This is a genomic window from Azohydromonas caseinilytica (assembly GCF_012927045.1).
GTDB lineage: Bacteria > Pseudomonadota > Gammaproteobacteria > Burkholderiales > Burkholderiaceae_C > Azohydromonas > Azohydromonas caseinilytica.
The window spans coordinates 76,900-101,592 of the sequence record NZ_JABBFW010000012.1 but is presented as its reverse complement, the minus strand read 5'-3'; the positions used below and the strand labels follow the sequence as shown (position 1 = coordinate 101,592).

19 protein-coding genes and 1 pseudogene are annotated in these 24,693 nt (G+C 67.7%); 9 read left to right on the top strand and 11 right to left on the bottom strand.

All coding sequences use genetic code 11. From position 1 onward, the window contains the following. Positions 1 to 237: 237 nt before the first annotated feature. The 3 genes and pseudogenes from HHL10_RS31375 to HHL10_RS17325 all read right to left on the bottom strand — a co-directional run bounded on the left by HHL10_RS31375 (position 238) and on the right by HHL10_RS17325 (position 3,038). Positions 238 to 576: a diguanylate cyclase domain-containing protein gene (locus HHL10_RS31375; protein WP_375138961.1), complete on the bottom strand. Its 339-nt coding sequence runs from the start codon at positions 574 to 576 to the stop codon at positions 238 to 240. A gap of 40 nt (positions 577 to 616) precedes the next feature. Next, positions 617 to 829 (bottom strand): annotated as a pseudogene (locus tag HHL10_RS31370) (GGDEF domain-containing protein); the annotation flags it as partial. 919 nt (positions 830 to 1,748) lie between these two features. Beyond that, the gene (locus HHL10_RS17325; RefSeq protein ID WP_169161647.1) at positions 1,749 to 3,038 is read right to left on the bottom strand and encodes a citrate synthase; all 1,290 of its coding nucleotides are present in this window, start codon (positions 3,036 to 3,038) and stop codon (positions 1,749 to 1,751) included. A gap of 116 nt (positions 3,039 to 3,154) precedes the next feature. Here HHL10_RS17325 and HHL10_RS17320 point away from each other — a divergent pair, with 116 nt between their 5' ends. From HHL10_RS17320 to HHL10_RS17295, 6 genes are read left to right on the top strand one after another with little or no spacing between them, the layout of a single operon-like run. Then, the gene (locus HHL10_RS17320) at positions 3,155 to 3,928 is read left to right on the top strand and encodes an SDR family NAD(P)-dependent oxidoreductase (RefSeq protein ID WP_169161646.1); all 774 of its coding nucleotides are present in this window, start codon (positions 3,155 to 3,157) and stop codon (positions 3,926 to 3,928) included. 54 nt (positions 3,929 to 3,982) lie between these two features. After that, a complete protein-coding gene (gene dctP, locus HHL10_RS17315) occupies positions 3,983 to 4,963 on the top strand; it encodes a TRAP transporter substrate-binding protein DctP (protein ID WP_169161645.1) in 981 nt (326 codons plus the stop codon). 7 nt (positions 4,964 to 4,970) lie between these two features. After that, entirely contained in the window at positions 4,971 to 5,507 is a 537-nt protein-coding gene (locus HHL10_RS17310; protein ID WP_169161644.1) for a TRAP transporter small permease, read from the top strand. A 40-nt stretch (positions 5,508 to 5,547) separates the two neighbouring features. Continuing rightward, positions 5,548 to 6,864, top strand: a complete 1,317-nt coding sequence (locus HHL10_RS17305) for a TRAP transporter large permease (protein ID WP_169161643.1) — start codon at positions 5,548 to 5,550, stop codon at positions 6,862 to 6,864. Between the two features lie 9 nt (positions 6,865 to 6,873). Further along, complete coding sequence (locus HHL10_RS17300) at positions 6,874 to 7,548, top strand: isochorismatase family protein (protein ID WP_169161642.1); 675 nt, start codon at positions 6,874 to 6,876, stop codon at positions 7,546 to 7,548. Further along, the gene (locus HHL10_RS17295; RefSeq protein ID WP_169161641.1) at positions 7,545 to 9,038 is read left to right on the top strand and encodes an aldehyde dehydrogenase family protein; all 1,494 of its coding nucleotides are present in this window, start codon (positions 7,545 to 7,547) and stop codon (positions 9,036 to 9,038) included. The genes HHL10_RS17300 and HHL10_RS17295 overlap by 4 nt, the downstream gene beginning before the upstream one ends. Positions 9,039 to 9,191: 153 nt before the next feature. On the opposite strand, the gene HHL10_RS17290 is transcribed toward HHL10_RS17295, so the two are convergent. Further along, on the bottom strand, positions 9,192 to 10,139 hold the full coding sequence (locus HHL10_RS17290) for a LysR family transcriptional regulator (RefSeq protein ID WP_169161640.1): 948 nt from the start codon (positions 10,137 to 10,139) through the stop codon (positions 9,192 to 9,194). Positions 10,140 to 10,269: 130 nt separating this feature from the next. Here HHL10_RS17290 and HHL10_RS31205 point away from each other — a divergent pair, with 130 nt between their 5' ends. Beyond that, the gene (locus HHL10_RS31205; RefSeq protein ID WP_310734620.1) at positions 10,270 to 10,653 is read left to right on the top strand and encodes a 2-dehydropantoate 2-reductase N-terminal domain-containing protein; all 384 of its coding nucleotides are present in this window, start codon (positions 10,270 to 10,272) and stop codon (positions 10,651 to 10,653) included. 60 nt (positions 10,654 to 10,713) lie between these two features. Here HHL10_RS31205 and HHL10_RS17280 read toward each other — a convergent pair whose 3' ends face one another. The 6 genes from HHL10_RS17280 to HHL10_RS17255 all read right to left on the bottom strand — a co-directional run bounded on the left by HHL10_RS17280 (position 10,714) and on the right by HHL10_RS17255 (position 20,678). Beyond that, entirely contained in the window at positions 10,714 to 12,105 is a 1,392-nt protein-coding gene (locus HHL10_RS17280) for an oxidoreductase (RefSeq protein ID WP_235971576.1), read from the bottom strand. Positions 12,106 to 12,121: 16 nt separating this feature from the next. Then, the gene (locus HHL10_RS17275) at positions 12,122 to 15,088 is read right to left on the bottom strand and encodes an ATP-binding protein (RefSeq protein ID WP_169161638.1); all 2,967 of its coding nucleotides are present in this window, start codon (positions 15,086 to 15,088) and stop codon (positions 12,122 to 12,124) included. Between the two features lie 566 nt (positions 15,089 to 15,654). Then, positions 15,655 to 15,738, bottom strand: a complete 84-nt coding sequence (locus HHL10_RS31365) for a hypothetical protein (RefSeq protein WP_375138960.1) — start codon at positions 15,736 to 15,738, stop codon at positions 15,655 to 15,657. 388 nt (positions 15,739 to 16,126) lie between these two features. Next, positions 16,127 to 16,690 carry a Mu transposase domain-containing protein gene (locus HHL10_RS17265; RefSeq protein ID WP_169161637.1) on the bottom strand — a complete coding sequence of 188 codons (564 nt, stop codon included), beginning with the start codon at positions 16,688 to 16,690 and terminating at the stop codon, positions 16,127 to 16,129. Between the two features lie 1,779 nt (positions 16,691 to 18,469). Further along, positions 18,470 to 19,423 (bottom strand): ParB/RepB/Spo0J family partition protein, encoded by a 954-nt coding sequence (locus HHL10_RS17260; protein WP_169161636.1) that lies wholly within the window; start codon positions 19,421 to 19,423, stop codon positions 18,470 to 18,472. Position 19,424: 1 nt separating this feature from the next. Beyond that, the gene (locus tag HHL10_RS17255) at positions 19,425 to 20,678 is read right to left on the bottom strand and encodes a ParA family protein (RefSeq protein WP_169161635.1); all 1,254 of its coding nucleotides are present in this window, start codon (positions 20,676 to 20,678) and stop codon (positions 19,425 to 19,427) included. Between the two features lie 709 nt (positions 20,679 to 21,387). Between HHL10_RS17255 and HHL10_RS17250 the strand changes: the two genes are divergently transcribed. Together HHL10_RS17250 and HHL10_RS17245 are read left to right on the top strand one after the other, a co-directional pair. Then, positions 21,388 to 22,941, top strand: a complete 1,554-nt coding sequence (locus HHL10_RS17250) for a replication initiation protein (protein WP_169161634.1) — start codon at positions 21,388 to 21,390, stop codon at positions 22,939 to 22,941. Between the two features lie 96 nt (positions 22,942 to 23,037). Further along, a complete protein-coding gene (locus HHL10_RS17245) occupies positions 23,038 to 23,811 on the top strand; it encodes an SDR family oxidoreductase (protein WP_169161633.1) in 774 nt (257 codons plus the stop codon). A gap of 47 nt (positions 23,812 to 23,858) precedes the next feature. Here HHL10_RS17245 and HHL10_RS17240 read toward each other — a convergent pair whose 3' ends face one another. After that, entirely contained in the window at positions 23,859 to 24,656 is a 798-nt protein-coding gene (locus tag HHL10_RS17240; RefSeq protein WP_169161632.1) for an enoyl-CoA hydratase-related protein, read from the bottom strand. Positions 24,657 to 24,693 lie beyond the last annotated feature (37 nt).

Here is a 24,693-nt window from a genome sequence, read left to right as displayed (position 1 = left end):
CCTCGGGCGCTGCCCTGGCTTGCCTTTTCCAGTCTGGTCTTGAAACTCTCTGTCTCCAAAAGGCTTGAAGTTTCAATAATCGTTGCGCACCGTATGCTGACCATACTGTGCCGGGCCGACTGGCTTTGAGGCCAAACCGCCTTGAATAGAGAGGCCATTCCACCTCGATGGCTTCAAGCCGGGCGACCCGCATATTGCCGAAGCGCCGGCATTGGCCTCCCGGCACTTTGATGCCCATCACGGCGAGACGGCGATTTCGTCACAGCTTCTGCTGGCCGCGCTCACGCAGAGCCGATTGCGGCCGGCGCGCTTGGCGGCATAAAGCGCTGCATCGGCACGCCGCACCAGCGCTTGCAGGTCCGCGTCCCCGTCCTGCAACAGCGCCAGCCCGCTGCTGAAGGTGAGCGCGATGCCCAGCTGCGCTGGCGCCACGTGCGCCAAGCCTGCCCTCAACCTCGCGTCCACCTCCGCGGCGTGAGCCCGGTCGCACTGCGGCAGCACCACCAGGAACTCCTCGCCGCCCCAGCGGCAGCTCAGGTCCGTCTGGCGCAGGCACTGGCGCAGCTGCTCGGCCATGAGCCGCAGCGCCGTGTCGCCCCCCCTCGTGGCCCAGCGTGTCGTTGATCTGCTTGAAGTGGTCCAGGTCCAGCAGCAACACCGCCAGCGGCGCCTGCCGGCGCCGCGCCATCGTGAACGCCTCGGCAGAGTGCTCCGTGCAGGCCCGGCGGTTGAGCAGCCCCGTGAGCCCGTCCGTGGACGCCAGCCGCTTGAGCGCCTGTCCCGCCTCGTCGTGCCAGGCCGCCAGGAGCGAGAGCGTGATCAGCGCCATGGCGATGTGCTGCAGCATCGCGCCGGCCAGATTCAGCGGGTGCGGCGTGCGCAGCTGCGGGTACAGCTCGGTGAAGAAGGCGCCCAGGATGCCGCGGCCCAGCGTCACCGCGGCCAGGGCCGCGGCGCTTGCCAGCACCACGCCTCGCCAGCGCCGGCCCACGCCCTGCGCCGGCCAGGCGCAGGCCAGCCCCACGCCGCCCAGCAGCAGCGCCAGCCCGAAGTTGGACCAGCCCACGCGAAAGGCATAGCTGTCGAACCCCAGGCCGTAGCCCAGCGGCGTGAGCAGCGCCACGGCGTGCAGCGCACCCCGCCCGGGGCGCTCGGGCAGCCAGGCGTCGAGCGCGTGCCAGATGCACACCAGGCTCGCGCCCAGCAGCGCGATCCACAGCGTGGAAAAGAGCCGGTCGTGCACCGGGCGCGCCAGCAGCAGCGCGCCCCAGGCCAGGGCCTGCGTCACGGCGCTGGCGTTCATCCAGCGCCCTCCCGCACTGGCGCGCCAGCCCACGAGCACCGGCAGCGCCACGGCGGTGGCCACCACCGTGGCGAGCATCATCACGAAAGTCGTCTGGATATCCAGCACCACCGAACGGCCCTCTGGTTGTTGTGCATTGCGCCCCGGCTCGCGACAAAGAGCCGCGCACACGCTCTCACCCCGGGGGCATCGGCGCCGCGATCCAGGCGAACCCAAGCCGGGACAACCCTCTTCGGCCGCTGCAGGTCTTGATGAAGATCAGTACCGCCTTGGGCGTCGAGCAGGCGTGACAAGTGGCTCGGGTTTCGCCGTGTCCTTGCCGCATTGGCCCAGGGCACGCCTTGCGGAGCGACTGATTGAACACCAGCGCCGGCGTATCGCTGCTGCCAGCAATGGCGGGCACGCCCGGCACACCGCCTGGGCCACGCTCGCCGGCACTGCGGCCTCACCGAAGGGGTGGCTGGAAATGGCTGCGCGGGCGCAGCACGGTGCCCGCCAGACGCTGCTCCAGCACGTGAGCAATCCAGCCCGCGGTGCGCGCAACGCACCAGATGGCGCCGGCGGAGCGCGTGGGCAGGCCCAGGCTCAGCCCCAGCAGCACCAACCCGATCTCGATGTTCGGATGCAGGCCCAGCTGCTGGCGCACCGCCTCGGTGAAGCGGCAGGCCAGTTCGGCCTGCCGCGACGGCAGCCCGACCTTCTTCGCCAGCTCGATGAGGTAAGCGGCGCGCGGATCGCCTTGCGGGTAGAGCGGCAGGCCGAAACCCACGAGCCGCTCGCGCCGGCGCGCCGCCTCGGCGACACGGGCCTTGAGCGCAGACAGCGTCTGTATGCCCGCCACCAGGTCCTCCGCAATGTCGCCGCCGCCTGACAGCGCGCTGCCGCGCTGAGTGGCCAGCGCCGCCACGACGCAGGCATGCAGGCCCGAGCCGACCGAAGCGGCGATGCGCGCGGCGAAGGTGGGCGATGCCAGCTCGTGGTCTGCGCTGACGATGAGCGCGGCGTTCATCGCCTCGACGGCTGCGTCCTCGGGCGGGATACCCAGCGCCTCCAGGACGTGGGCCGCCAGCGGCTGCTCGCCTTGCGGCATGACGAAGCGGCCTTGCGGCCCGAGCAGTCCGCAGCAGCCCGCGAACGCGAACAGCAACTGGCGCGAGTAGCGGGTGATGGAGCCGCTGCGCAGCTCCTCGTCCAGCGACCCGCCGCCCAGGGCCGTCGCGGCGACGGCGCACACGCGCATCATGCGGCTGCCCCTGGGGCCGATGCCGAGCCCATCCAGCGCACGCTGGATGTCGGCGGCCATCGGTTCCACCGACCAGGTGTAGCGGCCCTCGGGCAGCACGCCCGTCCACAACAGTTCCGCCACGTTCTCGAAGGCGCCCGGATGCCGCGCCAGGTCGATGGCCAAGTGTCCGCGGTAGCGCGGTCCCTGCGGCGAGATCTCCGTGATGCTGCTGGTGAGCACCGGCTGGCCCCAGTGCATCGCGCGCGCGGCCACGGCGCCCTGCCCCATGCGCGCTTCGCTGCGCAGGTGAAGCCCTTCAACCTCGTCGCGCCAGTACAGGTTGGCGCGCTGGCCTTCCTGCCGCACCGGCTCAAGGAAGCCGCGGCTGACATAGGTGTAGAGCGTCGCGGGCTTGATGCCGAGCAGCGCGCAGGCCTCGCGCGAAGTCAGCAGGTCTCGCGGCGAAGCGGGCTGCAACGGCTGTTGCGGGCGGCTCGTCCTGGGCGTCAAGGGTTTTCCTTCATCGATTGTCGAATCAAGATTGATTCGACGTCTAAGCATTTCTAGACTTTATCCAACCTCAAACCAGCACGGCAACAAACCGTGCCAAGCCAAGGAAACAACGCATGGCAGCAACGTCAGAAGCGGCCCGCAGCCAAAGGGTGGTCGTCGTCACCGGCGCCGGACAGGGCCTGGGCCGGGCCTACGCACTGCGCTTCGCCACGCAGGGACACCGCGTGGTGGCCATCGACCTCAGGGCCGATGCGCTCGCAACGCTGGCGGAGGCGATCCGGGCGGAAGGGGGTGAATGCCTGCCGCTTGCGCTCGATGTCGGCGATGCCGACGCCGTGGCGAACGCCGCCCGCGACATCGATGCACGCTTCGGCCGCGCCGACGTGCTGGTCAACAACGCCGCCATCTTCTCCACGCTGAAGATGCGGCCGTTCGACGAGATACCGCTGGACGAGTGGGGCCGCGTGCTGCACGTCAACGTTACCGGCACGTTCCTGATGGTGCGCGCCATCGCCCCGCTGATGCGGCGCAACGGCTGGGGCCGCATCGTCAACGTGTCCTCGGCCGCGGTGCTGATGGGGCGGCCGCACTACCTGCACTACACCACGTCGAAGGCCGCCGTGATCGGCATGACGCGCTCGCTGGCCCGCGAGCTCGGTGCCGACGGCATCACGGTCAACGCCGTGCTGCCCGGGGCCGTGGACACCGAGATCCCGCGCGAGACCGTCACGCCGGCCCAGAAGCAGGCGCAGATCGCGATGCGCTGCATCCAGCGCACGCAGACCACCGACGACGTCACGGGCGCGGTGCTGTTCCTGGCCAGCGAGGACAGCCGCTTCATCAGCGGCCAGTCACTGGTGATCGATGGCGGCCTGACCTTCCTCTGAGCCGGCAGCGCCCGCTCGACCGCACACATCCCCACGCACGGAGGCGAACACGCCATGAAGCTGCAGCACACGCTGAAGTCCCTGCTCTGCACGTCGGCCCTGAGCCTGGCCGCACTGGCCGCTGGCGCTCAGGAAGTCACCATCAAGGCCGTGAGCGCCTGGCCCGAAGGCAATTTCTTCTCGCAGAACTTCGAGAAGTTCGTGAAGAAGGTCAACGCCGAGGGTAAAGGTCAGATCCAGATCAACTACCTCGGTGGTGGCGCCAAGGTCATGCCGCCGTTCGAGGTGGGCAATGCCGTCAAGGCCGGCGTGGTGGACATGGCCAACGTGACGGGCAACTTCTACACCAACCTGCTGCCCGAGTCCGACGCGCTGTCGGTGAGCACCGTGCCGGTGCAGGAGTGGCGCAGGAACGGTGCCTACGACTACATCAACAAGCTCTGGGGCGAGAAGCTCAACGCGGTCTACCTGGGCCGCGCCATCGACCAGATGCCCTATCACCTCTTCCTCAAGAAGGGCGTCGCCAAGCCCGACCTCAAGGGCCTGCGCCTGCGCGGCATTCCGATCTACCGGGACTTCTTCCAGAGCATGGGCGCCTCGGTGCTCACCATCGCCCCGGGCGAGCTCTACACCGCGCTGGAGCGTGGCGTCGTGGACGGCTACGGCTGGCCCGTCTCCGGGGTGTTCGACCTGAGCCTGCAGGAGCACACCAAGTACCGCGTGGAGCCGGGCTTCTACAACACGGAGGTGGGCGTGCTGCTCAACCGCAACACCTGGAACAAGCTCAATGACAAGCAGCGCGCGGTACTGACCAGCGCCGCGCGCTGGATGGAAGACCTCAACCTCGACAACACGAAGGCGTGGGAGGAGGAGAAGAAGCGCCAGGCCGCCGCCGGCATCCAGCCCATCAGCTTCGGCGCCGCCGAGGCGGCCGAGTACACCAGGAAGGCCAACGACGCCATCTGGGCCAGCATCAACCAGCGCAGCCCGCAGCACGGCCCGCGGTTGCGCCAGCTGCTGACCAACGGGCACTGACGCCGCCATGACCATGCATAGCGACGCCATCGGCCGCCTGGACCGGCTGTGGGAGCGGCTGCTGCAGGGGCTGGGCCTGGCCGCGTGCGCGCTCATCGGCCTGATGGTGCTGCTGATCTGCGCGGACGTCGGCGCCCGCGCCTTCGCCCTGGGCAACCTGCCCTGGGCGGCCGAGATGGCGGAGTACGCGCTGTACCTGTGCACCTTCCTGGCGGCGCCCTGGCTGCTGCGGCAAGGGCGCCATGTGCGCATGGACATGGTGCTGCGCGCGCTGCCCGCCACGGTGAGCTGGGCGCTGGAGCTGGCGGCCGACGCCCTGGCCGCTGCGACCTGCACCGCGCTGGCCGCGGCCAGCTTCAAGGCTGCCATCGCCAGCGCCGAGCAGGGCTCCCTCGTGCTCAAGATCTTCGTCTTCCCGGAGTGGTGGCTGGTCGCCCCGGCGGCAGCGATGTTCGCTGTGCTCGCGGTGGAGTTCTTGTTCCGCCTGCGACGCCAGTGGCGCGGCCCGCGCGCCGTGCGCGACGAGGCCACGAGCGCCGCCTGAGCCGCGCTGCCTCTTCCAACGTTTACCGGAGCAACGATCCATGGATTGGATGCAGAGCCTGCTGCTGATGATGGGCTCCGTGGTGCTGCTGATGCTGCTGGGGATGCCCGTGGCGGTGGCCTTCCTGAGCGCCAACGTCGCGGGCGCCTGGGTGTTCATGGGCGGCCTGGCGGGGGTGGATCAGCTCGCGCGCAACTCGATCGCCTCGGTGCTGACCTTCGCGCTCACTCCCATCCCGCTGTTCGTGCTGATGGGCGAGGTGCTGTTCCAGACCGGCCTGGCGATCAAGGTGATCGAGGGCTTCGACCGGCTCATCCACCGCGTGCCGGCACGGTTGTCGGTGGTGTCGGTGGTGGCGGGCACGGCGTTCAGCGCCATCTCGGGCTCCACCATCGCCACCACGGCCATGCTCGGGCGCAGCATGTCGCCGGTGATGCTGGAGAAGAAGTACCACCCGAGCCTGGCCATGGGACCGATCATCGCCATTGGCGGCGTGGACATGCTGATCCCGCCCTCGGCGCTGATCGTGCTGCTGGGCAGCCTCTCCAACATCTCGATCACGAAGCTGCTTTTCGCCGGCATCCTGCCCGGGGTGATCCTGGCGGCCAGCTTCGTGGCCTACATCGTGCTCGTGGCATGGCTGCGTCCGGGCATGGCGCCCGCCGACGACGACGCGCCACGCCTGCACGGCTGGCAGAAGTGGAGGCCCTTCGTGCTCTACGTGCTGCCGCTGCTGACCATCTTCGGCGTCGTCGTCGGGGCCATGACCGGCGGCATCGCCACGCCCACCGAAGCCGCGGCGCTGGGCGCGGCCGCCACGGTGCTGCTGGCGGCGGCCTTCCGCGCGTTGACCTGGCGCAACCTGCTGGAGGCGCTCAAGGGCACGGTACACGTCTCGGGCATCATCCTGTTCATCATCGTCGGCGCCACCGCGTTCTCCCAGGTGCTGGGCTTCTCGGGCGCCACCAACGGCTTCCTGTCGGTGGTCTCGTCCTATGAGTTGAGCCCGATGGCGCTGGTGGTGGTGATGATGCTGATCCTGCTGGTGCTGGGCTGCTTCGTGGACCAGATCAGCATGATGCTGCTGACGCTGCCCTTCTTCATGCCGCTGGTCAGCGGCGCGGGTATCGACCAGGTCTGGTTCGGCGTGCTGTTCCTCATCGCCATGCAGCTGGGACTGATGACGCCGCCTTTCGGACTGCTGCTGTTCACCATGAAGGGCGTGGCGCCGGGCTGGATCACCATGCGGCAGGTCTTCGCCTCCGCCATGCCCTACGTGCTGCTCGGCCTGCTGATGCTGGTGGCGGTGTTCTTCATCCCGGCCATCGCCACCTGGCTGCCGGGCCGGCTTGGATAGGAGCCCAACATGACTCTCGACAACCGTGACGCGGCGCTGTTCCGCGAGCGTGGCTTCGGCCTGCGCATCGGCTTCGGCCGCCGTCCCGCCGTGCTGGTGGTGGACCTCATCAACGCCTTCACCCGGCCCGAGGCGATGCTCGGTGCCAACCTGGACGCCGAAGTGGCGGCCACGGCCGCGCTGCTCGACGCCGCGCACGCGGCGGGCGCGCCGGTGATCTTCTCCACCGTGGCCTACGACGACGCCGGGCTGCGCGACGCGGGCATCTGGGCGCTCAAGCAGCGCGGCGTCACGACGCTGCGTGCGGGCACGGCCGAGGTGCGGGTGGACGGGCGGCTGCCGCACCGCGCCGGCGACTCGCTGCTGGTCAAGAAGTACGCCTCCTGCTTCTTCGGCACCGACCTGAGCTCGCGGCTGGTGGCCATGGGCATAGACACCGTGGTGATCGCCGGCTGCACCACCAGCGGCTGCGTGCGTGCCACCGCGGTGGACGCCTGCCAGTACGGCTTCAGGCCGATGGTGGTGCGCGAGTGCGTGGGCGACCGCTCCGCGGCAGCTCACGCGCAGAGCCTGTTCGACCTGGACGCCAAGTACGCCGACGTCGTCGCGCTGGAGACCGCGATCGCGGGCCTGCACGCCGCGGCATCCGACAGCACCCTCACCCACGCCACTCCCGTCGCATGAACGCCTCCCACGAAGAGCACGATCTTTCCTCGCGCGTCGCCCACGCGCTCCCACGCCGGCGCGGACACTACTGGGGCGGCCAGTGGCACGAGGCCGGTGGCGCCCGGCTGCAGACGCACAACCCGTCCACGGGCGAGTTGCTCGCGGAGCTGCCCACGGCCGGTGCGGCCGAAGTGGATGCCGCGGTGGCCGCGGCCGCGCAGGCCTTTCCGGGCTGGGCGCGCACGCCGCCGCTGCAGCGCGCCCGCGCGCTGCGCGAGGCCGCCACGCGCATCCGAGCCCACGCGCAGGAGCTGGCGCTGCTCGACGCGGCCGATTGCGGCAACCCGGTCAAGGCCATGCTCTTCGATGCCGAGATCGCCGCCACGCAGCTGGAGTACTTTGCCGGCCTGGTGCTCGAGATCAAGGGCGAAACCATCCCCACGGGCAATGGCTCGCTCAACTACACGCTGCGCCAACCGCTCGGGGTGGTGGGCCGCATCTTTCCGTTCAACCATCCGTTCATGTTCGCCGCCGGCAAGATCGCCGCGCCGCTGGCCGCAGGCAACACGGTGCTGGTCAAGCCGCCCGAGCAGGCGCCGCTGTCCACGCTGCGGTTGATGGAGCTGCTGGCCGACCTGTTTCCGCCGGGCGTGCTGAACTGTGTCGTTGGCGACCGCGGCACCGGCGCCGCCATCGCGGCCCATCCGCAGGTGGCGGCCGTCGGGCTCATCGGCAGCGTCGGCGCGGGCAAGGCCGTGCTGCGTGCGGCGGCCGACACGCTCAAGCGCCCGCTGCTGGAGCTCGGCGGCAAGAACGCCATGGTCGTGTTCCCCGACGCCGATTTCGAGCGTGCCGTCGATGGCGCCGTGCGGGGCATGAACTTCACCTGGTGCGGCCAGTCCTGCGGCTCCACCAGCCGGCTGTTCTTGCATGCCTCGGTCCACGACCGCTTCGTGCAGGCGCTCGTGGACCGCATCGGCCAGGCCCATGTGCCCGGCATCGCCACCGACCTGCGCACCACCATGGGCGCGCTGATCGACCGCACGCAGTACCAGCGCACCCTGGGCTACATCGAGTCGGCGCGTACCGAGGGCGCGGCACTGGCCTGCGGCGGCCGCCATCCGGCCGACCCGGCGCTGCGCAACGGCTGGTTCATCGAGCCCACCGTGTTCACGGACGTGCGGCCGGACATGCGCGTCGCCCGCGAGGAGATTTTCGGCCCGGTGCTCTCGGTGCTGCGCTGGGACGACGCCGAGTCGATGTTCGAGGCGGTCAACGGCACCGAGCTGGGCCTGACGGCCTCGCTGTGGACCACCGACCTGCTCACGGCGCACCGCGCCGCGGCCCGCGTGCAGGCCGGCTATGTCTGGATCAACGACTGCTCCTCACACTTCATCGGTGCGCCGTTCGGGGGCTGGAAACAGTCGGGGCTGGGTCGCGAGGAGTCCAAGGACGAACTGTTCGAGTTCACGCAGCTCAAGAACGTCAACGTGTCCATGCTGGGCTGAGCCGCGCTGCCGCCAGGCCGGCTGGTGCCGACGAAGACGCGCGTCTTCGTTGACGAAATCGCCGACTCGCTGCAAAGCGCATGGGCCCAGTACGGCCAACGAGGCATGAACCGGGCTGCGGGCGGCACCTGAAGGCCGAACGCACGGCTGGCGTCATCGGCCCGGATGCGCCACGCCCTTGCGTGGCGCGGCGTCCTGCATGAACAGCATCGCGCACACGCCGCGCAGCCAGCGGTTGGCGGGGTCGTGGTGGAAGCGCGCGTGCCAGTGCTGCTTGACCTCGAAACCCGGAATGGGCAGCGGGCACTTGAGCACTGCCAGATCGGCCGTCCGTGCCAGTGTCTCGCCAATGTGGCGCGGCAGCGTGGCCACGAGGTCCGTCGTGGAGACGATGGCGGGCAGGCCCAGGAAACCGGGCAGTTCCAAGTGCACGTCGCGCCTGATGTTGCGCTCCTTCAGCGTCGCAGCCAGCAACTGGTAGCCGGTGCCTGAGGCGATGGCCACATGCGGCTCAGCCTCGTAGCGGCGCAACGTGAGCCGCCCGTCAGCCAAGCGCGGGTGGCGGCGGTTCACGAGGCAGACCCAGTCCTGCGCGAACAGCGTCTGCTGGTAGAAGCCTGCTTCCAGCCCGGGCACCAGGCCGATGGCCAGGTCGGCGTCGCCGGCCTCCAGGGCGCGCGCGGTGTCGGCATCGATGCGCGCCGCTTCCAGCCGCACACCCGGTGCTACGGCGCGCACGTGCGCGAGCATCTGCGGCAGCAGCGTGACGTGGCTGGCGTCCGTCATGCAGATGCGAAAGCGCCGCTGGGCCTGCGCGGGGTCGAACTCCGGCGCGGCCTCGGCCAGCCGGCGCACGCAGGCCAGCGCGTCGCGCACGGTACCGATGAGCGCCTCCGCGCGCGGTGTCGGCTGCATGCCTGCGGGCGTGCGCACGAACAGCGGGTCGTGCAGCAGCTCGCGCAGCTTGCCCAGCCAGATGCTGACCGTCGGCTGGCTCTGTCCCAGCTGCTCAGCCGCACGCGTGACGCTGCGCGTGCCGTAGAGCAGCTCGAACAGGCGCAGCAGCTTCATGTCCGGCAGCGAAGCGTCTTCAGTGCTCATGAGGTGGCGTTCTTGTGCATTGCGATTCGCAATTCAGTGTATTGCGCCCATTGGGTTTCCGGCATCTTCACTGCTGCCTATCGTCGCGGCTATCCGCTGTTTCTGGCCGGCAGCAGCCAACGACGAAGGAATGAACTTGAAGATCTGTGTGCTGGGCGCAGGCGCCCTGGGATGCGCGATCGGCGGCGTGCTGGCCGAGGGCGGCTGCGAGGTCGCGCTGGTGACGCGCAACGCCGCGCACGTGGACGCCATGAACCGCGACGGCCTGCGCCTGGTCGAGGACGGTGTCGAGCGCAGCGTGAAGGTACGCGCCGTCACCGGCTGTACGGGTCTGGCCCTTGTTCTTCATGCGCTGGTCAACGACATACTCGACCGCCGACTCCGCTCCACCGGTGGAAATCGGCCGGTGTTGTCGATACCGCTTCCCGTAATCGATGAGCCAGTCGGCGTAGCTCTGCGGGTAGCTGATGAGGCTGCCCAGCGGGTTGCGAAAACGGCCCAGCCGGTGGCCTGAAACACATGGTGGCGCTGCTATGGCATCAGTGCGATCTGAGTTGAGGCGCCGAAGGGGTGCTCAGGCGTCGGGCTGCTGTTCGTCCTCCTCGCCGGGAACCCGATCGGGTCGGTTCCACTTCATGATCTCGGACAGCATGCGCGAATGCGAGCCGCCGAAGCGCGAGACGTCGTAGCAGCCGAGCGGGCTGGTCGTGGTGCGGCCAACACATCGATTGCAGCGCGTACAGCGCTTCGTTTCAGGCACATCCTTGTCGTGATTGAGATAGGCACTGATCAGATCCGGATTGGCGATCAACGCGCGCGCCATAGAGACCAAGTCGCAGTGCTCAAGCCCTTTGTCAAGTGATTCCAGCGTCTCGTAGCTGCCGTTGGTGATCACCATCATGCTCGGGAGCTGCTTCTTGAGTTCATTGGCAAGGCCCAGGCTTCTGAACGCAGGATTCCAGCCGAGGTTCGTGAACCAGTGGAGTGCGCGCACGGGCAGCGGGAAGTGGGCTAAGGCAGCACGCCACCCGGCCTTGCTGCTCAGATGGCGCACTGAGTCAAAGAAGATGCGGATCTCTTGAAACGGAAATGCTCCTGCCACGTCGTGCGGGTTGGGGAAGCCATACCCGGCCACCACATGCAGGTAGTCGACCCCCTGCATCCGCTTTGCATAGCGTGCCATCTGATCGACATCATTGCCCCGGCGCATTGCTGTGGAAACCAGCGGCGAGGGCCAGCGTCCGAAGCTAAGCAGCAGCGGGCTGGCATTGAAGTCGGCCCCTGACAAGCGCACGCCGACGAGGAAGTCCTTTCCCACCGCTGCCCGAACCGCCTTCAAAACCTCGTCGAGCAAGCGGAAGCGTTTGTCCTCGCTGCCACCCCAGTCGTCTTGCCGCCGGTTGATCGCCGGGTTCAGGAACTGGTGGATCAGATAGCCCTTGCCGGCAGTGATCTCGATGCCGTCGGCACCGGCTTCACGCGCGCGTGAAGCCGCCGCGGCGTGCTCGGTAATCGAGCGCTCGATCTGCTGCGGGCTCATCGCGTGGCGGCGGCTGTTGTAGCCGAACGCAAAGTCTCGCCCGTCCGACGAACTCAGGCCATCCTGGTCCTCCGAAAACAGGCTGCTGTACGTGACGTATCCCGGGTCGCCGATTTGCACGATGTAGCGGCAGCGTCCGCCCTGTTGAATCTCCGGCAGCCGCTGCTTCAGGTGCAGCATGTGCCGCCTTGTCGCGATTGACGGGTACTGCGGCGGCGACAGGCGCTCCTTGTTGACGTGGAAAGTGGTCGAGACGATGCCGCCGACGCCGCCGTCGGCAAATCGCTTCTCGAAGTTCTTCCAGACGTCGGTGACGGTGCCGTCGTAGTTGCAGGTACGGCCTCCGACCGAGGATCGCAGCAGGCGGTTGCCGAAGCTCACGTTGTGGATCGTGATCGGTTCCCTGAATCTCGGTCCAGCTGTCATGCTGCCCTCCTCGTGTTCACTTCTCGAGGCTCGCAAGGCTGGCCAGCGCTCGCGCCCGCAGCGCGCCAGCGCTTTGCTGCGCTGCGACGTCGGCCGCACGCAGCAGGCAGCCGCGCGCTTGCGCGCTGGGCCAGAGCAGCTCGCCTTTGACACGCCAGACTTCGGCCTCCCAGTGTCGCTCGCCGTGCCGCTCAATTGCAGCGAAGGCGGCCGCGATTTTCTGCAGCGCTTCATCGCGCCGGCCCAGACGCGAACAGCCAGACGCCGCAATGGCCAGGGCCCAGGGTTGGCCGATTCCGGCGTGAAGCTCGTCGAATTCGCTCAGCGCGCGTTCGATGGCCAACAACCCATCCTCGCAGCGGTCGGCAGCAATCGAAGCCTGGCCACGCAAGATCCAGGCGCATGCACGCAGGAAGTCCAGGCGGTGCTCGCCGGTGACCGCGAAGAGCTCACGAAGCAGTGGTTCGGCCTGATCGTGCTCGCCGCGACAGGCACGCACGGCGCAGGCAAAGAAGAGTGCCATCGTCAGTGCATAGGGCTGCGCCAGGCTGCGCGCTGCGTGCACCGCGCGCGCGCCGGCTTCCACTGCGCCGTCACTGTCGCCGGCAATCCAGCGCACCCAACTCAGGTGCGCCATCGCGTTGACACCCGGGTCGATCTGGGCCGCCAACGTCTTCAAGCGGTGCTCCTCGGGGCGATAGAGCGAAACCGCCAGCTCGAGTTCGCGGCTTGCAGCGCAGAACTCTCCCTGCCACATCGACATCGAGCCGAGCATCCACTGGCCAAGCATGCACGCGGCGCGGTCGCCGCTGCTGTTGCCGATATCGGCCACACGCTGGCCCTGGGCTCGGGCGAGGCCGAGTTCGCCTCGCGCGTAGTGCCATGAGAAGAGGCCGCGGTGCACATCGACCTGGGTCGCGACATCGCCGAGCTTCTCGCTCAGCTCAAGCGCGCGCGCGAAACAGCGTTCGGCATGGATCGACGCGAAGCCATGTAGGGCTCGGTGGGCGGCACCGCCGAGCATTGCCAGCATCAACTCCAAGCGCTCGCGCTCGGCGCCTTCGGGTACCGCCGGCAAGAGCTCGCCGCCGCGCTCGCTATGGCGCAACGCTTCGATATTGGCCGAGCGCCCGAGGGCGCGCAGCGCTGCCTGTGCCCACCAACGCGTTGCCGGCAGCGGCCGCCCGGCCAGCGCGTAGTGGCGTGCCACCAGCTCCGGCTCGGTGTGGGCGCGCGAAGCATCCAGACGCTCGATCGCCTCGGCGATCGCGCCGTGCAGCTCGAAGCGCCGAGTGCGCAGCAGGCTGCCATAGGCCACGTCCTGGATGAGAGCATGATGAAACGCGAAGACCTGCCCCTGCGGCCGCCGCTGCACGATGGCCGTGTCGACCATCGTTGCAAGCGCTGTGTCAAGTTCGGTTCTGGGCAATGGCAGCAGCGCTTCCAGGAACTCGCGCGAGAACTCGCGCCCGATCACCGCCGCGACCTGCGCCGTTTCCTTTGCGCTGCCCAACTGGTCCAGGCGCGCCATCAGCAGGTCGTGCAGCGACCCCGGAATCTCCGAGGTGGGCAGCCCCCCGCCGATCGCCTTCGCGAGTTCCTCGATGAACAGCGGCACACCATCAGCGCGCTCGACCACTTGCGCCAACTGCTCAGCCGCTGCAGGCGTCGGCATAGCGACGTGGCTGGCCAGTTCCGCTGCTTGTTGCGGCGTCAGCCGCTGCAGGTTCAGCACGCTCGCGTGCGGTCCTTGCAGCCAGGCCTGGCCGGTGTCTGCGACTCGCGAGGTCACGACCAGCAGCACGGGCAGCCTGGGCAACGCCGCGGCCAGTAGGCCGAGCAACTCCAGCGTCGAGGGATCAACCCAGTGTGCGTCCTCCAGAACCAGCAATACAGGACGCTGCAAAGCCAGCTCACGCAGGCGCCCAAGAATGGCCGCCATCGTCTCTCGCCGGCGCCGCTCGGGAGGCCAGGACTGCGCGGGCCCTTCCATTGGCAAGGAAAGCAGTTCCGCGAAGAGTGGCGTGGCGCCGGCAAGCGCCGGCGAGGCAGCGTCGAGCAACCGGCGCAACTTGTCGAGGCGGCTGGACACCGCCTCACCGGGAGCGAACCCGGCCGCTTTCTCCAGTTGGTGGATGAACGGATGCAATGCGCTGTCGACGTGGTACGGCGAGCATTGATAGCAAATGCGATAGAACGGCGCGCCCACGATGCGCTCGCCCAGCGTCTGCACGAGGCGCGACTTTCCAACTCCCGCCTCGCCGACCACCAGCACGAGCCGGCCGACGCCGTGCGTCGCGTTGCGCCACAGATCGAGCAGCCGCGAGAGTTCGTCGGCGCGGCCAACCCACGGGGTGAGGGCCACAGGATGGGTTTGATCGAAGCGGCTGCGCTTGGGGTTGGGGCGCACCACGGCCCAGGCACGCACCGGCTGCAAATAGCCGTTGAGCGCCAGCTCGCGCGGCGGCGCGTACACGAAGCGCGATCCGGCAAGTTGCTGCGTTCGATCAGCAACCAGCACGGTCTGCGGCTCAGCCCACGACTGCAGCCGCGAAGCCAAATTTGGCGCCTCGCCTACGGCTGCCGCCTCCTCCGCGGCACCCGCCCCGATACGGTCGCCGACCACGACCACGCCGGTCGCGATGCCGACGCGCAGCTGCGTCGGCTGCACGGAAGAGTCGAGCGGCGGGCGCAGCAGCTGCGCGGCGTGGACGAGGTCGAGTCCGGCGTGGATGGCGCGCGCGGCGTCGTCTTCGTGGGCCACCGGGTAACCGAAGTAGACCAGCACCCCGTCGCCCATGTAGCGAGCAACAAAGCCTTCATAGCGCGCGACCCGGTCGCGCACCAGCTGTTGGAAGCGCAGGATCAAGGCGCGCAAGTCCTCGGGGTCGAGCCGCTGCGCCATTGCGGTCGAGCCGACCAAATCGCAGAACATCACCGTCAACTGGCGGCGCTCCGGGGCAGCAGCGGCTCGAGAAGTCATAACTGATCTCCGCAGGACTGCTGACGATTCGGCGAGTATGCGATGTCCGAGTCGTTTCAAAGCCAAGGCGCCCTTCCCAACGCCGTTTTTGGTATCCGCAGATAGTTGCCATGGCTGATAAGGCAGATAACTGTTAATAATCTCCTATAATTTAATTTATAAACAAGTAGACAACTTGGTGATGTGGCGTCCGCAACTTCAAGCTCGACAAGCACTTGCAGTTGCCATCACTACTGCGTTTCGCTCTGCTGGTCGCGATCCGGTCCGGCCACAGACTGGCTCGGGCGAGGCACGACAACATGCCCCGTTGGCGTAGGAAATGCACAGCGCCGTCGCCACAGCCTGCGGCAGCCGCAGTGGCAGGAAATCGGGCGGCAGTTGGCGCACCGCCTTCACGGCGGCTGGTCCTACGCCCAGCACCGCTGCCACCGTTCCAATGGACAGGCGCGCGCGCCGCGGCCAGTACGCCCAGCACGGCGCGCGCGTAGCAGCAGTCGAAGGCGTCGAACTACCAGGCATCCATTGATGGCCGGATCGTCGAGCACAAGCAGGTCAAGCCGTGCCAGTTATGCCAGACGACGGGTGTAGCTGCCGTCGCCGTGGTCCACCTGCAGCTCCTGCAGCAGCCTCGTGGCCCGGGTGTAGAGCACCGTGAAGCCCTGGCGTGCGGCCTACTGCGCCAAGGCGCCACGTTTTGCCGCAACCGGTGGCTCCTGTGGGGATCAGGTTGTGGCCATGGCGGCTCCTCGGCAGCGGCCTGGGTGGCGTTGTCGTTGAGCGCGGCAGTCATGCCGTCCAGGCGCAGGCTGCGCAGTTGGCCCAGGGTGTGTTGGTGAAGCAGGGGGAGGAAAGTCTTGTTGATAGTCAGCGTCGATCCGGCGCATCAGTGGTGGCCGTAGTAGCCAGGCCCGCTCACGTTGTCGTGCACGGGCATCGGCGCCGTGGCACCGCCCAGCGCGGTCGAACCCTGGCGTTCCAGGCCGCATTCCAGGATGGACTGCGCGCGGGCGCAAGCCGCCTCCAGCCGCCCGCGCTGTACTACCGCGCCAGGCGCATGAGCCCCAGGCAGGCGCGGCAGCCTTGCTCGGAGTGCGGGCGGTGCTCCATCTGCCAGCGCACCACGGTGGCGGTGGCTGCGCCGATGCGCCCGCCCCAGCCGATGAGCGTGGCCGGCGTCCACTGCCGGTGCGCCCGGTGCGAGGCAGGCATGTGCTCGGCCACCGTGGTGAAGCCGCCCGCGCGGGCGCTGCGGGCGTGTGCGGCGATGCGCTGGCGGCGCAGCAGCACCTCCAGCGTCGTGGCCGTGATGCGCAACTCCACCGCGGCGCCTACGTGCTGGTGCGGTACCGAGTAGGAGCGACCCTCGGAGGCCACGTGGTAGCCGATGTTCACGCGCGCCGGCTTGAACTGCGCCAGCACCATGGGCTGCAGCGGTAGCGCCTTGAGCACCGTCTCGTCCAGCGCCGTGAAGGCCGGTGCTGGGTGCAGGGCAGCTTCTTGACGGGGCGCTGGTGCAACTCGGCCAGCAGCCCGGCCGCCCATATTGAGCTCGCACAAGCCGAAGAAGCGGCGGTGGCGCAGCCGCGCCGTAGTGCTCTTCAAGCTCCTGCACCAGCCGGGCGGTCACGGGCTCGTAGGCGTCGGGGTTGGCGATCAGCGCGCGCGGCCGGTCGGGCACCAGCAGCCGCGGCACGCCGCCGATGAACTCCAGCGCCACGATGATGGCGCCCACCCAATCGGCCGCCGTCTGCTGCGGCGTGGCACAGGCGTAGGTGTAGTTCGACGCGCCCAGCACCGCCACGAACACCTGGGCGCGCCGGATCTCGCCCGTCAGCGCATCGACCAGCGCAACCGTCTGCCCGGCTCCAGGACTCAAACATCCGCTCGCCAGCCGGGTGCACCTGGCGCATGGAGCGCTTGAGCGTCCTGGCCCAGGCGCGGTCCTTCTCGCAGTAGGCACTGCAGCGGTAGGCCTGCTCGCCGCACCGCTACTCCTTCCACAACAGCTGCCGCGTCACGGCCGGGCGCTTGAGCTCCTGGTGCAGTTGCGCGTAGTCAGGCTCCTGCCGGTGCAAACGCGGTGCCGAACTGCTGATTGAAGAAGCTTCCGCCTCCCCGACTGACATCTTGGCTCTGCACAAAAGCTCTCACAGATCGGCGCTGACACAGCGCCGTGAACGCGGCGCCGCACTGCATTGATCTGCACAAAACTTCTCACGGTTGTAGCAGCGCCAACCTCCGTACAACCGATCAAGGACGCCCGTCCAGTGCTTTAGGCTAGACAACCTCTGCCCAAGCTCGAATCTAAGTTGTTGATTTATAAGGTTGTTATTCTATAGCAACACGTGTTTTGGCCTGAGCGGCAATGGCGATGGACACTGCTTGGCGACACGAACGGCTCTTCCTTTGCTGTCCAGGAATCGAAGGTCGCGGGCTTGCTGCCGCGGACAGTTCATGAGCATTACCCGACGTTCTACGGCACCCGCACAGCACGACGCGTGCTGAGTTCAGGTCACGCGGGGCGCAGGATGCGCGCATGCCTGCAGTCCGATGGCTTCTGGTTCGGCAACGCCGGAGAGGATGAGCGGGAGCGGTGCCTCGACGCCAGTGACCTCGCTGCCCCGGCGAGCCTGCTCGTGATTTTCGACGCCGCCAGTGACGGCCTGCCTGCAGCGAACGCCCCTTTCCCTTGAAAGACGGGGTTTACCCTACCGTAACCGCATGCCCGGACGGCTCCACCAACTGGAAGCTGCCACGCCTTCGCGTGGAGGCAGCACCGCTACGCTGGAGAAGCAGGTCGTATCAAAGTGGAGCTGTACGCATTGAACGGCAAACCGATTTGCGGCTGCGGGACCTGTGACAGGGCCTGCTGGATCTGCCAGTCCAGCCTGGTCGGGATTCCCAGAGCGCTACCCCGCCGTTCAGTACGGGCCGGGCTGTACGGCGCACCGGCTCGAGCCGGAAAGTGCTTTCGAGCAGCCGCTGCCTGAGCACGGGCCACGCGCTTCTGCGATGCCCTTGGCCGTGCCCTGTACCGAGCGTCCAATTGGCGCCACCACCGCTCTTGCGGACCTTCGCGCACTTCCGCGCCAGGGCCATGTTCTTCCGGAACCCTACCTACTGCGGCAGGTCGTCGGCGGCCAGGGTGTCTGTGCATGCTGCGCCGGCGCCGCCTGACCCATGCTCTCAGCGCGGTCCAGCGGGCTGCGCAGCGGTAGCATGGACCTCCGATCGCTTGCCACGCCGCGCGTCAGGCTTCGTGTCGGCCCGCCTCGCATGCCCTGCAGTGGCCATTTCGGCAAGGGACTTGCACGACGCTGCCCAGGCAGGACACAAAAAAAGAGGGCCGTACGGCCCTCCTGGTCTTGTCTGGCCGATGCTTCACTCGTCCCTGGCGAGAGTGCGCAAGAGGTCTTCGATGGCCTGAGCAGCCCGAGCCTGATCCTCAGCGGACTTGAAGCGCACCACCACGCGGTTGCCGCTGGCCAGCACATCGCAGAAGGTCTTGCGTCCGCTGCGGATGACCACCGGCGTCGCAGGAGTGGCCCGCGGCTTCGGTGTTCCTTCGCGGAACATCGCGACGGCCTTGGACTGGTCGAGCTTCTTCTCGATGACCAACCGGATGGCTTCCGTGACCCGCTCCGGCTGATCGGCAGCGTATTGCGCCAGGCCCTGGGCCAAGTTGGCGCCCACGGCCCTGGGGCTGGCCGCGATAAGCTCCAGCGCCGATGCAGGCAGCCGCTCGAAGCTGAAGAGCTGGGTCACGAGCGAGCGGCTGACGCCCGCCTTCTTCGCCAGGGCCTCCTGCGACATCCCGCTGGCACGGCGGATCTGCTCGAACCCCAGGTACTTGTGGAAGTCCGGGATCTCCGGCGCCAGGAAGTTGTCGAAGAACACCAGGGCCATCGCCTCGTCATCGGCGTAGTCCTTGATGACCGCATCGATTTCCTGGCGGTTCAGGCGGCGGAACGCCTCGACGCGATGGTGTCCGGCAACGATCTCGTAGACGCCCTCGCCAGCCGTGCGCACCACCACCGGTGATGCCAGCGCGTTGTGTTCAAGGTTGGCGCGCAGGTTTTCAATCCGCGCCTCGTCCAGGCCCGCGGTCTGGAAACGGCTGGGCTGCAAGGCATCAATCGGCAGCACGACCGGTCTGCCTGCCCTGCTTTCCAGTTCCTGGACCTTGGTCTGCAGCTGCTGGTAGCCGGCGGAAAGCTGCGCCAGCTGCACCGGCGCGCCGATGGCGCCGCTGCCACGCGGGCGCAGCGTCACCGGCGCGGCATCCTGCAGCATCGCCGTGATGCCGCTGAGATGGGACTTCACACCCTTGGACATGTCATTCCTCCGAAACCGGCTCGTTCCAGACATGGCGGCGCGTCATCAAGTCCACCTCGTCGACGAACTTGTCGAACGCCACGCGCGCGCGCTCATAGGTCTTGGCCGAACCGACATACTTCTCGACGTCGTACACGGTGGCCAGCTCCGTGCCGCTGGTCTTGATCGCCTCGGTCAGCGGCAGCTCGCTGCTCATCACGTACTGGCCGTAGAACATCCGGATCCACTTGAGCATCTCCTGCACGCGGCCCTTGTGCGACTCGACCATGCTGGGCACCACGCCCAGCCAGGCGAAGAGCCGCTCGCGGTCCGACACCCGGCGCATCGTCTCGGCCAAGTCGGTGAACATGTTCCAGAACTGCACCGAGCTTTGCAGGCTCAGGCCCTCGGGCACCACCGGCAGGACCAGTGCATCGGAGGCCCAGTACGCATTCATGGTCAGGTACGACAGCGCCGGCGGCAGGTCGAGGACGATGTAGTCGTACTCGCTGCGCAGCGGCTCCAGCGCGTGGCTGAGCACCTCCAGGAAGTTGAACTGCTTGCCTTCGCGCTGGGCCTCCATCGAGCGCAGCGGTAGATAGAACTCGGACGCGAAGAGGCTGGTGGAGCCCGCAATGAGGTCTACCCCGCTCCAGTACGTGGGCCGGATCGACTCGGCCAGCGAGGCCCGGTAGCCGTCGGTTCCGGGTGCCCGCGTCACGGGCTCCACCGTCTCTTCCGCGCTGACGTCGCCCGGGTTGGAGCCCATCACTGCCGTGGCGCTGCCTTGCGGGTCCAGGTCGACGAGCAGCACGGAGTACGACTTGAGTGACAGACCCTGCGCCAGCGACGTGGCCAGCGTCGTCTTGCCGATCCCACCCTTGAACAGGCCCACGGAGATCACGGTCCCGGGTTGCCCCTCCTGGCGCACGTAGCGGCGGCCGCCGACATGCCGGACCCAGTCGATCGTCTCCTCCAGCGTGAAGGAGCGGTGCTGCGCGATCTTGTTGCCCGACTGGTCGGTCACCAGGCCGTTGGCCAGGCCGAACTCCGCGGACTTCTCCAGCAGGCGCAGCATCGCCGCGTGCGATTTGCCGCACAGGGCGGCGAGCTGCGTCGCGTTGAACTTCGGCGCGCGCTTCTCGCCGGTGGGACGGTAGATCGCCGAGCGGATGCGCTCCATCATCGAGCTGATCTGGAAATCCAGCTGGTTGAGATCGTCCAGCGTCACGCCGCGGGTGAGGGAGGGTGTCTCGGACACCGGATCAGCTGCCATTCATTTTTCCTTTGCGAAGATGAATCTTTGATGCGCAACCGTTTTTGTCTTCGGAAGATTTTTGATTGCGTCCAGCACTATACGTTCACGCAAGACCAGTAAGCCACCACGCAAGCACAACAGCGCGCGATCGCAACGCTTATCGGGGGAAATCGACGCTCAGGACCTTCGAGTGCGTGCAATGGTCCGAATGAAGGATGCCGCGACGCGCTTCAGCCGATAGGCGTGCACAAGGTGCAACCCGACCTGCACAAAATGGCTCACACATCGCTCCGGCCCCTCCGTTGCAGCAGGCATGACGGTATTGAAGTCGGGATGTAGGGGTAAACACTGAGGACAGCATGGACGCAGCGCGAGCACAAAAGTTCTCACGTGAGCCTTGCGCCAGCAGCATGTTTCCACTCACGGCACGGCACAAATCCACTCACGCGATGCCGCCGAATTGCACGTTTCCACTCACCGAGATGCACAACGGCGCTCACGTCAACGCACAAAACTTCTCACCAGATCGACGCTAAGTCGTTGCCAGTGTTTAGGTTTTTGAACTCTCAATTAGTGTTTCAATCTGTCTGAATTCTGTTGTTCTCAATTGCCATCAACCCAAGTGCACCAGAAGAGGAATAAAAGTGCACATCACACTGGAGCACTTGGAGGTTGCTGCACGCTACCTATGCTGTGAGAATCCGGAGCCCTTCTGATCTCACGTTCCATGCCGCGTCGTTCAACGCCCCAGGTCCAGCCCACACTGTTCGAGGGGCAGGATGCGAGCCGCGAGCCACGGGAACTTCCCGCTGCGCCAGCTTCTCTCGAACTCGACAGCCATGCGGAAGTGGCTCCCGGGACACTGCGCCGCGCCGACGGGGAGTTGCGCACCGTGCGCAAGCCGGTCGAGATGGCGGTACTGGAACCCAAGACGCGGCGCATCACGCTGTGGAGCCGCAAGGCCTGGCTGCTGCTGGTGAGCTACTCCCTGACCACCGACCCGGCCAAGATCGCGGACGGGATGGTCTGGCGAGTTCCGGTCAAGACGCTGATGCGTGACGCCTGCTTCTCCAGCCGCGATCACGCGCACATCAAGGACAGCATCCGCGAATGCCAGCGCACGCTCGTCGAGTGGTCCGAGTCGGTGCGCAATTCGCAGACGGGCGAGATCCGCACCTGGGCTTCCAGCCAGTTGCTTGGCAGCGTCGAATTCGTCACCAACGCCGCCGGCCGCGAGTGCATCGAGTGGTCGCTGCCGCCGACCTTGCTCAAGGAGCTGCGGGCTTACCAGCACTACTACATGCTCTCGTTGGGCGTCGTGGCGCAGATCGGCCTGAACTCGACCTTGAGCCTGTACGAGATCGTCTGCCGCTACCGCACCAATCCCAGCGGGCTCACCATGCGGCGCCCGTGGCAGGAATGGGTTTCCATCCTCACCGGCGAGTCCGACGAGAGCGCCAGGATCCGTTCGCAGATCCGCTACGGACGCCACAAGGCCGAGGCCAGGGAGCGCTACGGCGAGTTCCGGTATTTCAACCGTGACGTCGTGCAAAAGGCGGTGAAGGAGCTCAACGCCGTGCAGGACGAGTTCCTGGTGGAACCCATCCTCATCAAGGAGGGCAGGGCCGTTCGGGAGTTGCAGTTTCGCATCCAGCCCCGCAAGCCTTCTGCGGTGTCCCGCCGCGAGACGCTCTCCGAGCAGGAACAGTCCGCCGTTGACAGCGCCGTGAGCGTCGGCGTGAGCGAGAAAGTGGCCCGCGGCCTCGTGCGGCAGTACGGCAGCGAAGGCGTGCGTGCCGGCGTCGAGGACGCCGAGCGGTCCTCGGGCCTGCAGAACCCGGCGGGGTATGTGGTCGCCCAGGTCCGAGCCGGCGGCCAGGCCAAGGCCCTACCGCGCGGCAGCGGGCCGGCCACCAGGCGGCCACCCACGCCGGAAGAGGGCATGCGGCTGGCGCTGGAGGGCTTTAGGGCCAGCCGCGTCGAGAGTGCCAAGGCGCACTGGCCGGAACTGCCCGTGGAGGTCCAGGACGACTACCTGCAGCGGTTCGAGGCATTCGCCCGGGAACGCTATCCCTATCTGCTCAGGGACTTCGCCGCCACGAAGCTGAAGAAACCCATAGTGCGCGCCAACTTCTTCCAGTGGCTGGCCGAGACCGTGGCCAACGAGTCCGGGCCGGGATGGACCCCGTCGGCCGAACAGCTCGTCGCCCACCTCGTGGCGCAAGTCGACACCGCGGCACTCCCGCCTGCTCCAACCGGAGCCGCGAAGCCACGCCGTTGAAGCGTGGAGCGGCCACCGGCCGCGTCTAGTCCGTTTGAGCGAGGCCGGCGCGGCGTCCTCCCGACAGACTGCGTGCATTTGCCAATGGAGGATTCCATGCCACTGACCGTCATCACGGGTGCCGCATCCGGCATCGGCGCCGCGACGCGGCTTGCGCTGCATGCCGCGGGCCACGCGGTGATCGGCGTGGACCTCCGCGACGCCGAGGTGAGCGCGGACCTCTCCACGGCGCAGGGCCGAGCCGCGGCAGCTGACGCATTGCTCACGCGCTGCGGTGGCAGGCTGGACCATCTGGTGTTGTGCGCGGGACTCGGCCCGCACGTGGAACCCGCATCGCGTGTCCTGGCCGTCAACTACTTCGGCGCCGTGCAACTGCTCGACGCGCTGCTGCCGGCGCTGCGAGGCGGCAACCAGCCCTCGGCCGTGGTGGTGTCCTCCGTGGCATCGACCCAGCTCGACTGGGACCGCAACCCGCTGGCCACGGTGCTGGACGCGGGCGACGAGGCTGCCGCGCAGGCCGTGCTGCAAGCCGCCGGCGAGCGCGCGGGGCAGTTGGCGTACGCGGCATCCAAGAACGCGCTGACGGTGGCGGTGCGTCGCCGTGCGGCTGCCTGGGGGGCCGCCGGCGTGCGGCTCAACTCCGTGGCACCCGGTGCGGTGGAAACGCCGCTGCTGCAGGCCGGGCTGGCCGATCCCCGCTATGGTCCGGCCATCGAGAGCTTCAAGGCGCCCATTCCGCGCCGTGCCCGCTCCGCGGAGATCGCCGCCGTGATCGCGTTCCTGCTCGGACCGCAGGCGAGCTACGTCCACGGCGCGCAGCTCCTGGTCGACGGCGGCGTGGATGCCGCCGCACGCCCCACGCGCTTCTGACGCCGGTGGCCTGCACGCCCTCGTGGCAGGCGTGCAGCGCCACCGGCCTAGCGGCCCTCGAAGTTCGGCTTGCGCTTCTCCACGAAGGCCTGCATGCCCTCCTTCTGGTCGCGTGTGGCGAACAGCAGCTGGTTGGCCTTGCGCTCCAGCATCAGCGCCGCCTCCAGCGATGCATCGAGGCCCGCGAGCACCACCTCCTTGATCTGCATGGCCGCCAGCGGAGGCATGGCCGCGATCGCTGCCGCCATGGCCAACGCTTCGCCAACGACCTGGTCGTCGTCCACGACCACGCTGACCAGGCCCATGAGCCGGGCCTCCTCGGCGCCGACGGGCCGCCCCGTGAGCAGCATGCGCATGGCGTTGAACTTGCCCACCGCGCGCACCAGGCGCTGGGTGCCGCCGATGCCCGGCATGATGCCGATGCGGATCTCGGGCTGGGCGAAGCTGGCACCACGGCCCGCGACGATGATGTCGCAGTGCATGGCCAGCTCCGCGCCGCCGCCGAAGGCATAGCCGCACACGGCGGCGACGATGGGCTTGGGGCAACGCTCGATCGGTGCCCACACCCGCTCGGTATGGCGCTTGAGGATGTCGATCGGTCCCGCGTCGATGAGGCCCTTGATGTCGCCTCCCGCGGCGAACACCTGCTCGCCACCGGTCAGCACTATCGCGCGCACGCCGTCGTCGCGCGACAGTTCCTCGAATACCGAAGACAGTTGAGATTGCAACGGCAGGCTCAGTGCGTTCGTCGCCTCCGGGCGGTTGAGCCGCACCATCGCGACGCCCTCCGACGGACGCGTGACCAGCACCTCGGCAGCCTGGTCGGGGTTGGATTGCTCGTTCATGAGCTCGTGGTCCTGGTGTGAAGACACGGCGTCCATG